At 64.9% G+C, this 11935-nt stretch carries 13 protein-coding genes; 5 read left to right on the top strand and 8 right to left on the bottom strand.

The features are described 5' to 3' along the window. Positions 1-45: 45 nt before the first annotated feature. Both ACFWO3_RS13200 and ACFWO3_RS13195 read left to right on the top strand, forming a co-directional pair. Positions 46-558, top strand: coding sequence for a nuclear transport factor 2 family protein (locus ACFWO3_RS13200; RefSeq protein WP_378578023.1), 513 nt, complete (start codon positions 46-48; stop codon positions 556-558). Continuing rightward, entirely contained in the window at positions 555-974 is a 420-nt protein-coding gene (locus ACFWO3_RS13195; RefSeq protein ID WP_378578021.1) for a VOC family protein, read from the top strand. The genes ACFWO3_RS13200 and ACFWO3_RS13195 overlap by 4 nt, the downstream gene beginning before the upstream one ends. A 7-nt stretch (positions 975-981) precedes the next feature. On the opposite strand, the gene ACFWO3_RS13190 is transcribed toward ACFWO3_RS13195, so the two are convergent. Beyond that, positions 982-1377: a hypothetical protein gene (locus tag ACFWO3_RS13190; RefSeq protein ID WP_378578019.1), complete on the bottom strand. Its 396-nt coding sequence runs from the start codon at positions 1375-1377 to the stop codon at positions 982-984. Positions 1378-1414: 37 nt separating this feature from the next. Between ACFWO3_RS13190 and ACFWO3_RS13185 the strand changes: the two genes are divergently transcribed. Continuing rightward, complete coding sequence (locus tag ACFWO3_RS13185) at positions 1415-1732, top strand: hypothetical protein (protein ID WP_378578017.1); 318 nt, start codon at positions 1415-1417, stop codon at positions 1730-1732. 47 nt (positions 1733-1779) lie between these two features. On the opposite strand, the gene ACFWO3_RS13180 is transcribed toward ACFWO3_RS13185, so the two are convergent. Next, on the bottom strand, positions 1780-3435 hold the full coding sequence (locus tag ACFWO3_RS13180; RefSeq protein WP_378578015.1) for a peptide chain release factor 3: 1656 nt from the start codon (positions 3433-3435) through the stop codon (positions 1780-1782). A gap of 175 nt (positions 3436-3610) precedes the next feature. Between ACFWO3_RS13180 and ACFWO3_RS13175 the strand changes: the two genes are divergently transcribed. Continuing rightward, entirely contained in the window at positions 3611-5254 is a 1644-nt protein-coding gene (locus ACFWO3_RS13175) for a fatty acyl-AMP ligase (RefSeq protein ID WP_378578013.1), read from the top strand. A gap of 33 nt (positions 5255-5287) precedes the next feature. Here ACFWO3_RS13175 and pth read toward each other — a convergent pair whose 3' ends face one another. The 5 genes from pth to ACFWO3_RS13150 form a co-directional block, all read right to left on the bottom strand. Beyond that, on the bottom strand, positions 5288-5860 hold the full coding sequence (gene pth / locus ACFWO3_RS13170; RefSeq protein WP_378578011.1) for an aminoacyl-tRNA hydrolase: 573 nt from the start codon (positions 5858-5860) through the stop codon (positions 5288-5290). Between the two features lie 108 nt (positions 5861-5968). Continuing rightward, positions 5969-6628 (bottom strand): 50S ribosomal protein L25/general stress protein Ctc, encoded by a 660-nt coding sequence (locus ACFWO3_RS13165; protein ID WP_378578009.1) that lies wholly within the window; start codon positions 6626-6628, stop codon positions 5969-5971. A 204-nt stretch (positions 6629-6832) separates the two neighbouring features. Next, complete coding sequence (locus tag ACFWO3_RS13160) at positions 6833-8065, bottom strand: RNA polymerase sigma factor (protein WP_378578007.1); 1233 nt, start codon at positions 8063-8065, stop codon at positions 6833-6835. Between the two features lie 22 nt (positions 8066-8087). Further along, positions 8088-8444 carry a YciI family protein gene (locus tag ACFWO3_RS13155; RefSeq protein ID WP_378578005.1) on the bottom strand — a complete coding sequence of 119 codons (357 nt, stop codon included), beginning with the start codon at positions 8442-8444 and terminating at the stop codon, positions 8088-8090. Positions 8445-8557: 113 nt separating this feature from the next. Continuing rightward, positions 8558-9022 carry a DUF6314 family protein gene (locus tag ACFWO3_RS13150; RefSeq protein WP_378578003.1) on the bottom strand — a complete coding sequence of 155 codons (465 nt, stop codon included), beginning with the start codon at positions 9020-9022 and terminating at the stop codon, positions 8558-8560. Between the two features lie 111 nt (positions 9023-9133). Here ACFWO3_RS13150 and ACFWO3_RS13145 point away from each other — a divergent pair, with 111 nt between their 5' ends. Then, entirely contained in the window at positions 9134-10318 is a 1185-nt protein-coding gene (locus ACFWO3_RS13145) for a DUF4185 domain-containing protein (RefSeq protein ID WP_378578001.1), read from the top strand. Here the strand turns inward: ACFWO3_RS13145 and ACFWO3_RS13140 are convergent. After that, a complete protein-coding gene (locus tag ACFWO3_RS13140; RefSeq protein ID WP_378577999.1) occupies positions 10290-11768 on the bottom strand; it encodes an FAD-dependent oxidoreductase in 1479 nt (492 codons plus the stop codon). The genes ACFWO3_RS13145 and ACFWO3_RS13140 overlap by 29 nt on opposite strands. Positions 11769-11935: the final 167 nt, after the last annotated feature.

The raw sequence follows: 11935 nt of genomic DNA, 5'->3' as shown, positions 1-11935 counted from the left end.
GCCTTCATAAAAGGGCTACATGCTTGCTGCACAGGAGGCGGGGACATGGATCTCGAAGCGGTCAAGGATATCGAGAGGCTCAAGTACAGGTACGCGCGCGCTCTCGATACGAAGTCGTGGAGTGATCTCGCGGAGACTCTCATGCCGGATGCGACCGCCATCTACGGCGAACAGTTGCAATTCGATTCCCGCGACTCGTTCGTGTCGTTTCTGGAGAACACGCTCGGCACGCACATGATCACCGAGCATCAGTGTGGGCAGCCGGAGATCGACGTCGACGGCGACGAAGCCACCGGTATCTGGTGTCTCGCCGACACCGTGGTGGTTCCGGAAGACGGCATTCTGATGCGAGGATCCGCCTACTACCACGACCGGTATTCGCGTTGCCAAGACGGGCAGTGGCGCATCGCGCACACCGGTTACGACCGATTGTGGGAAACAGTGGTGTCACTGTCGGACGTGCCGAGCTTCCGGCTCACGTCGAACAGGTGGGCAACACTCGCGACTCTCCCGTCGAACATTGTGAACGTCGCGCCCCCGGACGGACTCATCGCGTGACCGAATCATCTTCGGACAGTTCGGCTCTGCCGACGTCCGGCGCGTTGCCGTACTTGACGGTTCGAAACGCGAAGGAAGCCATCGAGTGGTACGCGACGGTTTTCGGTGCCACGGTCGTCGGTGACCCCGTCGTGATGGACGACGGTCGGATCGGTCACGTGGAACTCGAGTTCTCGGCGGGAATGATCTACTTTGCGGAAGAATTTCCGGAGATGGGATTGACCGCACCCGAATCGGGTTCGACCTCGGTCAGCCTGATGCTCCCAGTGGACGATCCGGATGGTGTGCTCATGCGGGCACGAGATGCCGGAGGCGACGTGGAGCGGTGGATCTCCGAGAGTCACGGGCACCGCAATGCCACGTTGATCGATCCGTTCGGCCACCGCTGGATGTTGGTCGGTGGCCTCACGGACTGACCTCGTACTACTTTCGGGGGGTTGCCAGATCGATCACGATCGACTGACCGGACAGCTTGGCGTGAAGTTCGGGACGATCGAATCCGGCCGCTGCCAGGTAGTCGCCGAGCAAGTTCAGAAGAACGTCCGCGCCTGCAGTCGGCTCGGTGTCCACGCCGTCGGAGGTCTTCGAGTACTCCTCGAGCAGCTCGGCGTGAGCCAGTCTGCCTGCGACCCGAACGGCGGCTTCTCCCATTGCCTTTCGACGCATGACGGTTCTTCCCAGTGCATCGAAATCGGTGGGCGGAAGGTCAGGAATCTGCGTGGAGTCCTCGGAGGGGCTCGCCGCGCCGGTCGTTGCGGCGGGGCGGACGGGCTCGCGGTACTCGGGCTCCGGGCGGTACTCGAGCTCGGGACGGCTCATCGGTTCCGCCGGGGCAGCACTCCAGTTGCCGTACGAGGTGTCGAATCCGCTAGCCGAAGCAGAACTCGAGTCGAATGACGGTTCCGTGTCGGAGGTCCCGTGCGTCGCCGCGTCGATGGAGGCGCCCGGCTTCCGGCGCGGAAGTGGAAAGGTGAACGACTCCGAGGCCGATCCGTCGGAACCGTTCGAGGTGCCGTTCGCGGAACTGCCGGTTGCGTTGTCGCTGCTCGGGGTCGTGCCGGTCAACCCGCTCGTGGTTCCGTTGGTGGAGATGCCGTTGTCCATCGTGTGTCGTCGCTCCTGGTACCGCAAACAGCCAGCCAGTTTGCTCGGTGGACCTGAAAGCTACCAGTAGAGGTTCCGGCGTCGCACTGCGGTGAGGAGGCGTGTCGAGACCGAAAATCAGTCTGCCGCTGCGACCAGCGGTTCCAGTGTCAGGTCCGGGAGTTCCTTCTGGATGTATTGCAGACGCCACTTGTCGCTGACGAGCGCGAGAAGAACTCCGTCCGACCGTGTGAACACCTCGACCCCGCGCTGTCGGTTGAGTTCGTTCTCGGACGCGGTGTCCGTGCGCCGGGCCAGCGCGTAGCCGAGATGCTCCATCCGGGCTTCCACACCGAACTCGGCCTTCATGCGCGCGGACACGACCTCGAACTGCATCGGTCCGACCGCCGCCATGACGGGCGAAGCGTCGCCACGAATGTCGTTTCGAAGAATCTGTACGACGCCCTCGGAATCGAGCTGGTCCACGGCGCGCCGGAACTGCTTGTACTTGCCGGCGCTCTCGGCCCGAAGGATCGAGAAGTGTTCGGGTGCGAAGGACGGGATGGGCGGGAACTCGACCTTCTTGTCGAAGAAGAGGGTGTGGCCCGGAGCGAGCGCGGTCGCGTTGACGAGGCCGACCACGTCGCCGGGATAGGCGGTTTCGACGGTGGCACGCTCGCGACCGAAGACCGTCAATGCGTACTTCGTCGTGAAGGGCTTGCCGGTCTGGGCGTGCGTGACGACCATGCCGCGCTCGAATTCACCGGACACGATGCGCATGAACGCGAGTCGGTCGCGGTGTGCGGTATCCATGCCCGCCTGCACCTTGAACACGACGGCGCTGAACGGGTCGGTCACCTCTCGCGGATTGCCGGCGACGTCGTCACGGGCTCTCGGTGCGGGAGCGATCGCGACCAGAGTGTCGAGGATCTGGCGAACACCGAAGTTGAGCATTGCGGACGCGAAGATCACCGGCGACGTCTGGCCGGCGAGGAAGAGCTCCTGGTCGTGATCCTGCCCGGTCGCCGAGAGGAGTTCGCTCTCCTCCGCGGCGGTCTCCCACTCGTCGCCTTCCTTCGCCTGGGCGCCGGCGGCGTCGAGGATCTCCTCGGGCGCGATCTTGGCGCCGCCGGCAGTTCGGGTGAAGCGAATGTACTCGAGCGGAATGCCGTCTTGTCCGCGACGCAGGAGCCCGCGGAAGTCGCCGGCGATACCGACCGGCCAGAAGAGCGGCGTGGGCGTCAGACCGATGCGCTCCTGAATCTCGTCGAGCAGTTCGAGCGGTGCGCGGCCGGGCCGGTCCCACTTGTTGACGACCGTGATGACCGGGATACCGCGATGACGGCACACCTGGAACAGTTTCAGGGTCTGTGGTTCGAGGCCCTTGGCCGCGTCGATGAGCATCACCGCGGCGTCGACGGCCGTGAGAACGCGATATGTGTCCTCGGAGAAGTCGGAGTGGCCCGGAGTGTCGACGAGGTTGACGACGTTGTCGATTTCTTCGTCGTTCTCGGTCGAGCGGTAGTTGAACTGCAGAGCCGTGGAACTGACGGAGATGCCGCGCGCCTTTTCCATCTCCATCCAGTCGGACACCGTCGACTTACGTCCCGCCTTGCCGTGCACTGCCCCCGCCTCGGCGATGACCTTGGCGTGCAGCGCCAACGCCTCGGTCAGGGTCGACTTTCCGGCGTCCGGATGCGAGATGACCGCGAAGGTGCGGCGACGTCGAGCCTCTGCAGCCAGACCTTTCGGCGCGGCTGGAATGTGTTCGGCCGAGTCGGACGGGGTAGTCAACGGAAAGCCTCTCGAAGAAAGTGTGCGTGCAGGGCCGATTACGACGGTTCGGCCGAAGACCGCACACCAGGATACGCGGGGCCGCGTGCGGATCTTTTCGCAGCGGTGCCGGTAACGAACTCTTCCCCGGGCGTGATGTCAACAGGTAGGCGGGGCCACGTAGGAGGAGATTCTCGTGAGCAGGTTCACCGACGAAATGTTCGCCACCGCGAAGCGCTCCGACAAAGGTCTCGTGACCGGTGAGCCGGACGCTCCGCACCGACAGACCTGGGGTCTGATTCACGAGGCCGCACGGCGGATGGCCGGCCGACTCGCCGGAGCCGGTATCGGGCCCGGGGACGCGCTCGGAATCCTGGCGGGCCAGCCTGTCGACATCGCGCCCGCCTGCCAGGCGACGTGGATGCGCGGCGGATCGGTCACCATGCTGCACCAGCCGACACCGCGCACGGACCTCGAGCTGTGGGCGAAGGATACCGAGGCCGTCATCGGGATGATCGAGGCGAAAGCGGTGGTGCTGGGGTCACCGTTCGACGTCGCCAAGCCACTGCTCGAAGAACGCGGCATCACCGTCGTCACGGTGGAGGACCTGAGGCGCGGGCCTGCGGTCTCGCCGGTCGAAACTGCGGAGACCGACATCGTGCTGCAGCAACTCACTTCGGGATCGACCGGCACACCCAAGGCGGTGCAGATCACGCACGGGAATTTCTACGTCAACGCCTACGCGATGATCGACCGGATCAAGTTCTCTCTCGAAGACGACGTCATGATCAGCTGGCTGCCCCTGTTTCACGACATGGGGATGGTCGGCTTCCTCAGTGTTCCGATGCAGGTGGGTGCCGAGGTCGTCAGCATCACGCCGATGGACTTTCTCCGGAGTCCGCTCCTGTGGGCCGAACTGATCGGGAAGTATCGCGGCACCGTCACCGCCGCACCGAATTTTGCGTACTCGCTGCTTGCCCGCCGTCTGCGTCAAGCACAGGACGGGGCCGTAGACCTGTCCAGCATTCGCTACATGTGGAACGGGGCCGAACCCGTCGACCCCGACACCATGGATGCGCTCGCGGATGCCGGGTCCCGGTTCGGACTCGAACCGTCCGCACTGGCGCCGACGTACGGAATGGCGGAAGCGACCCTCGCCGTGTCCATCCCGGACCCAGACAAGGGACAAGTGCTCGACCTCGTGGACCCGGACTTCCTCGAGGCCATGCACCGAGCGGTTCCGTCGACGAAACCCAACGCGCGTCGACTCGCGACACTGGGGACTCTGGTTCCGAACTTGGAAGGACGCGTCGTGGATCAGGATGGGCAGGTGCTGCCCGATCGCGGTGTGGGAGTCATCCAGGTTCGGGGTGAGGCGGTGACACCCGGCTACATCACCCTGCAGGGAAAGAAGGCCGCGCAGAATGCCGAAGGCTGGCTCGACACAGGCGACCTCGGATACTTCACCGAGGAAGGTCTCGTCGTCGTGTGTGGTCGCGTGAAGGACGTCATCATCATGGGCGGCCGCAACATCTATCCCACCGATATCGAGCGGGCTGCGGGATCGGTTGCGGGTGTGCGACCGGGCAACGCCGTTGCGATCCGATTGGGTGCGGGTCAGAAGCGTGAGAGCTTCGGCGTCGCCGTGGAGACGAACAGCGTCGACGATCCGGAGGTGGTCAAGCGCATCGAGCGTGAGGTGGTGCATGCGGTGTTCGCCGAGGTCGGCGCTCGTCCGCGCACCGTTGCGGTGCTGGGGCCGGGCAGTATTCCGAAGACGTCCTCGGGAAAGTTGCGCCGCAACTCCTCTGCCACCCTCATCACCCCCGTGAGTGGTTAGCGAGTCCAGGTACTCGTCGACCACGCACAGGGGTCAGTGGAGGCGATTCTGCGCCGCTTCGAGCCCGACCTGCAGGAGCAGTTCCACCGCGTCCGCCGCTTCCGCGCAGACGAGCGGCAGTTCCTTGCGCTCCACCGACGAGAACGGCTTGAGGACGTAGGACGCCGGATCCATCCGGCCCGGCGGTCGGCCGATACCCACCCGGGTTCGCAGATAGTCCTTGGTACCCAGAGAACTCGAGATGGATCGCAGACCGTTGTGTCCGCCTTCGCCGCCGCCCTGCTTGAGACGGAGGGTGGGGAAGTCGAGATCCAGTTCGTCGTGTACGACCACGACGTTCGACGGCTCGATCGAGAAGAAACGGGTCAGTCCCGCCACCGACCTTCCCGAGAGGTTCATGTACGAACGCGGTTTCGCGAGAATCACCGGGCGCCCCGCGATTCGGCCCTGCACGATCTCGGCCCCGCTCTTCTTGTGCGCGCTGAATTTGCCGCCCATCCGTCCGGCGAGCACGTCCGCCACCATGAAACCCACGTTGTGCCGCGTCTTCTCGTACTGCGGGCCGGGGTTGCCGAGTCCAACGACCAGGGCGGTGTCGTCGCTCATCGTGTCCAGGGTCCTTTCGTCGACGTTCGGCAACACGGATTCTCGTACGCGAACGGCGCGCCGTCCCGGAATCCGGGACGACGCGCCGTCGAGTCAGGTACGAGAGATTCAGTCCTCGGACTTCTCGTCCTCGGCAGCCTCTTCTTCTTCTGCAGCCTCTTCGGCCGGAGCAGCTTCGTCGGCGACGAGATCCTCGTCCAGCTCCTCTTCGAGCTCCTCGGCGGTGGGTGCCTCGACGACGTTGACGATGAGCAGCTCGGCATCCGACTGCAGGGTCGCGCCCTTGGGCAGCTCGAGGTTCTGGGCGAGGATCTGGGTACCGATCTCTGCGCCCTCGACCGAGACGTCGATCTGCTCGGGGATCTTCAGCGCGTCGACCTCGACGGACACGACAGTGGAGTCCTGCGAGACGAGGGTGCCGGCGGCGGCGTCACCGGAGACGACGACGGGAACGTCGATGACGACCTTCTCGCCCTTCTTCACGACGAGGAGGTCGGCGTGCTCGATGTACGGGCGGATCGGGTGCACGACGACCGACTTGGTCAGTGCGATCTGCTCCTTGCCGTCGATGTCGAGGTGGAGGATCGCGTTGGTGCCGTGGTTACGGAGGATCGCGGCGAACTCGAGCGACGGAAGGTTCAGGTGGCGGGGGTCGGTTCCGTGGCCGTAGAGAACCGCGGGGACCTGCCCGTCACGACGTGCACGGCGTGCGGCACCCTTGCCGAACTCGGTGCGGGTGGAGGCTACGAGACGATTTTCGTCGGACATGGTGAAACGGCTCCTACAACTCACGAATGTTTACTGGCTGGCGTCTTCTTGCCTCCGACGAGGACAGGCGCGCACGGCCAGGAGCGTCAACGCTCGAGCAGAGCCGTGGCCGCGTCGATCACGGTGAGCCAGCTATGTGGAACTTCGCGGTTCACCCTCGCCGAGACAACGCGATCGACTGTACCGGAAATCCAGGCCAGACGGCTAATCGGCCCAGCCGAGTGCGGTCAGGCGGCTGATCAAGAACCGCTGCTCCGCGTTGTTGGTGGTCAATGCCAGCGCGGCGCGGTAGGCGGCGGCTGCGTCCGAACGGTGCCCGAGTCTGTGTAGTAGCTCCGCCCGGGTCGAATGGAAGAGGTGGTAGTGGGAAAGATCCACGAGTTCCAATGCGGCGAGACCGGCGGCCGGACCCTCCACCTCTGCTACCGCCACCGCCCGGTTCACTGCGACGACGGGTGTGGGGGTCATCGCGAACAGGTGGTCGTACAGCGCGAGGATCTGAACCCACGACGTCTCCTGGGCGGAGGCGGCGTCGGTGTGGACGGCGTTAATCGCGGCGAGGATCTGATACTGGCCCGGTTGATTGCGACGCAGACTCTCCCGTACGAGGTTGTGCCCCTCGTCGATCATCGTTCGGTCCCACGACGACCTGTCCTGCTCGGGGAGGGGTACGAGGTTTCCGTCGCTGTCGGTTCGTGCCATTCGTCTGGCCTCGGTCAGCAACATGAGGGCGAGCAACCCGGAAGCCTCGGGCTCGTCCGGCATCAACTCGACCAGCAGACGAGTCAGTCGGATCGCTTCGGCGCATACGTCCTCGCGAATCAGTTGCTCACCGGCGGAGGCGGTGTAACCCTCATTGAAGATGAGGTACAGGACTCGATGAACCGCGCTCAGTCGATCGGGGAGATCGGCGTCGGTGGGGATTCGGAAAGGGATCATCGCGGCCTTGATCTTGCGTTTCGCTCGAACGATCCGCTGCGCCATCGTCGATTCGGGAACGAGGAACGCACGGGCGATCTCGGGAGTCTCCAGCCCGCCCAGCAGCCGCAGAGTCAGGGCGACCTGGGAGCTGCTCGCCAACGATGGGTGGCAACAGGTGAAGATGAGACGAAGCCGGTCGTCGCTCATGGGTCCGACCTGCCCGGGCGCGGCGTCGGCGTCGCAGCTCTGCAGTCGCGCCGCATCGACGTGACGATCATGGCGCGACGATTCCCTCCGCAAGCGGTCGATCGCCTTGTTTCGAGCAGTGGTCACGATCCACGCTCCTGGATTGGGCGGAAGCCCGGATTCCGGCCACTTGTCGACAGCGGTCGTGAACGCATCCTGGACCGCTTCCTCGGCGGCGTCGATGTCGCCGAAGGAGCGGACCAGGGTGGCCACTGCACGTCCGTACTCCTCGCGGAAGTGGCGGGCGATTTCGGCGGCGTCGACAGGCACGGGCGGTGCGTCCTGGTCCTTGTCAGGCGTCCGGGGTTGTCTGGAAAGGGCGGACCTCGACCGGGCCACCGCAGGCCCTCGTCGCTTTGCCTGCCCATTCGAGCGCCGCGTCGAGGTCTGTGACCTCCAGAATCCAGAACCCGCCGATGTGTTCTTTGGCCTCGGAGAACGGGCCGTCGGTGGTCACCAGCTTGTCGTTCTGCACTTTCACCACAGTCGCGATGTCGGCCGGCTGCAGACCGTTGGCGTATACCCACACGCCCTTGTCCTGCATCTCTCGATTCAGTGCGTCGGTCGCGGCATACATCCGCTGCATTTCTTCGTCGCTGGGGGTCTCTTCGCCCTCGACCATGTGTACGGAAAGCAGGTATTGCGCCATGACGGTGTCCCTTCGTCGTGTCCGGCTGTTGCCGGCGCTTTTCGGTCCTTCACTACGACTACGAACCAGTGGTTTCGAATCGACACTTCGGGCCGAGAATTTTTCGACCGGGTTCATCCAACCGTCTCGGAGTCGTCGGCGGCGACAGTTTCCCCGAGTCGCTCGGGCGTGAGGACCGTCGTCATCGTGTAGTCCTTGGCAGGTCCGCTGACGTCCCACCTGATGGTCCACCCGTCGACCGTGTCTGCCGCGAGATGCCCGACGTCGACGTGGCCGAGGTAGGTATCGCGGCCACAGGGGTGCTCGACCTGCTCACCCGGTGCCCACGGGTGGAAGTAGCGACCGTCCTCGAACGTGACCACCCACGCCCCGTCCCGCACCACGATCAGCAGGGTGCGATACACGGGGAGTTCGTGTCCACCCGTGACGAGAACTCCCGTTTCGTGCCAACGAACGCGGTCGTCGCTCTCTGCCACGAGTTCCGCTCGACCCGTGACGGTGCTGCGCGCGCCCGCCATTCGGTCGTCGATCACGCGCGAGAACGACCACGTTCCGATGAGGGAACGGGGATCTGCCATGCGTCGTCGGTCCACACCCTCGATGCTATGCGCGCAGGCCGAAGTATCAATACCGTGTGACGGGAGAAGCGGTGTGAACGGAAAGCTCGCGCGACTTCGAAAGGAGTGGCCATGGCACTGTCGAGAAAGACCCTGACCGGCGACGAGACCGCACGCTTCGGTTTCCGGGCCACCGATCTCGGCTACGTGTCCACGACGCAGCACGGATATACGATCGCGATCTTCGGCGACACGTTCGACGAGACCCCGGATCTGGTGGCGACGCCACAGAACTGGCGGTGCCCGGTGGGGCTGCGTCAGTCCAATCCCGATATCGAGAACGGTATCTGCTGGGACAACGCGATCGGTGGTGACGTTGCGCGGCAGATGATTCCGTATCGTCACGCCGGAACACCGCGTGCCGGAAGGCTTCCTGACGGATTCACGAACATTCCGAACGATCTGATCCATTTGCCGGACGGTCGTTTCATCATGACGACTGCCGCCGTCCGATCCTGGGATCCCGTTGTCACGGATGGAAGTTGGTCGACTTTCCACTCGCGAATGTGGACCTCGATCGATACGCACGCCGAGAAATGGGAGCGGACCTGGGACATCGAGGGGGACCACCCGAACATGGACTTCCCCAACTCCGGTGAATGGCGGCACTTTCAGAACAACACGCTGCTGATGATTCCCGGTGAACGGTGGGTGTACATCCACGGAACCGACGAGGGGCGCAGACCGGACGGTGGCATCCACCTGATGCGCGTGCACTGGAAAACCATGTGGAATCGCAGCACCTACGAATTCTGGGGGTGCGACGCATCGGGGGAGTGGGCGTTCCGGCCGGGCGGGCACACGACCCCGATTCTGACGCCCACGTTGCCGCGGGGCTGCATCGGCGAGTTGTCCACCCAGTTCATCGAAGGACGCGTCGTGTTGTCGTACTGCGATGGCGCGTTGGGTGCCGTCACACGTACTGCCGAACGTCCGGAGGGGGAGTGGACGGTCCCCCGAGTTCAGGTGTCGCCGGCGGAGGCGCCGTGCCTGTACGCGCCGTGTATCCATCCGTTCAGCAGCCTCGCCCGGTCACAGATGCTGTTGTCGCAGTGGACGAAACACCCGAATAGGGACCGTACGACCTTTTACGGGGTGAAGCAGTGGGAAGTGGATCTCACGTGCGACACCTATCGAGACGCCCGTGCGATGCCTGCTGCCGACCTGGTTCGTCTGCTGAGCGACGAGGCGGACCAGGGCGTCGACCGCACCCACCTCGAGGAGGTCGTCACTGCGGCGTGTTCTTCGCCGCGCTGATGCCTGCCCGTCGACCGTAGAAGCTGCCGTCGCCGAGCGACGTCCCGCTCGCGTACCCACCCGCGCACACACCGGACGTGCATCGTCCTGCCGCGTACAGACCGGCGATCGGTTCTCCCGAGACGTGCAGAACCTCCGAATCGATGGTCGTGCGGAGGCCGCCCAGCGTGAACCCCAGTGTCATTCCACGCAGGTCGACGGCGGCAACGGGTGTGCCGATGGGCTTCACCCACTCCGGCTTCTTCCTCAGCAACGGGTCGGCGGACTCGGCGGCGTGTTTGTTGTAGACCTCGACGGTCGCCTGCAGCGACCCTGCAGGCAGCCCCATGTCGGCCTCGAGTTCCTCGACCGTCTCGGCCACCCACTTCGGTCGCTGTCGCAGGAAAGGCGTCGACGACGTTCCTGCCGCACCTTCCTCGTATGCCGCCTCGTCGATCACGAGGTAGGCCTGGTTGTCCTGGCGGAACAGCGTTGCCTGGCCGATGCGTCCCGAGTAGGTGTCCTCGGCGATGTACCGCTGCCCTCGCCCGTTCACGAGGATTCCCCTGACCATCAACTGTGGGTCGCACAGAAACGCGACTTCCGTGGCATCCATGTGCGCGAGGTCCGCACCCAGGGCTTGAGCCATGCGGATCGACCGGCCGTCGTGCTCCTCGATCGCCGCACCGGGGCGCCCGATCATCCGAGGTGCATAGGACTCGATCATCCTGTCGTTGTAGGCGAAGCTTCCCGTGGCGAGGACGACACCGCGACGTGCCTTCACGGCGATCTCCTTGCCGTACCGCTTGGCGACGATGCCGACGACCCGGCCGTGCTCGTCCGTGACGAGGGTCTGCACACGCACGTCGTACTCGGCCTTCACTCCGAGCTTTTCGGCGGTGTCGACCAGCGGCTGCATCAGCATGTAACCGCCGCCCTTCTCGCCGGTCCGCTTGTTCTCCATCTGCGGAACGTGCCCGCGCGGGGCCGGTGTGGCGATTTCGTCGAACGGTGCAGCGTTCTCGCCGCCGGAGTACATGAGGCCGTCGTCGAAGGGCGGCTCCCATCCGGGTTCACTCCAGAACGTCGCCTTGAACGGGACTCCGCAGTCGACGAGCCAGTTGTAATGCTCGACGCTCCCGTTGCAGTAGTCCGTGATCTTCTCCTCGTCCGCGCCGGGGCCGAGCGCGGCCATCATGAACTTCCTCATGTTCTCCGGCGAATCCTCGAAGCCGCAGGCCGTCTGTAGTGGCGTCCCACCGCCCAGGTAGACGAATCCGCCGGCGAGGGCCGCCGCGCCACCCCATCCGCTCGTCCGCTCGAGGACCAGCACCTCGGCGCCCGCCCGCGCCGACTCGATGGCGGCCGTGACGCCCGCGATTCCGTAACCCGCGACGACGACGTCCGCCTCACGGTCCCAGGTGGCGATGGTGTTGGCCGAGCGAGGGTGAACAGGGCTGGATTCGGACATGACGATCCTCTCGGGGCGGCTGGCACTCCCCGAAACTGTAACGTGTTCTCATACTTCCCGTGAGTGGTGGGCGCGTGCCGCGGCTCGGCGGCCCCACACCGGGCGCGGCGGTGGGGGGTCGCGGGGGGGCGGTGCGCGGCTGGCACCAAGTAGTGGGGGGCCGCGCG

Source organism: Rhodococcus sp. NPDC058521 (assembly GCF_042719695.1).
Classification (GTDB): Bacteria; Actinomycetota; Actinomycetes; order Mycobacteriales; family Mycobacteriaceae; genus Rhodococcus_F.
This window is presented reverse-complemented; position numbering and strand designations above follow the sequence as displayed.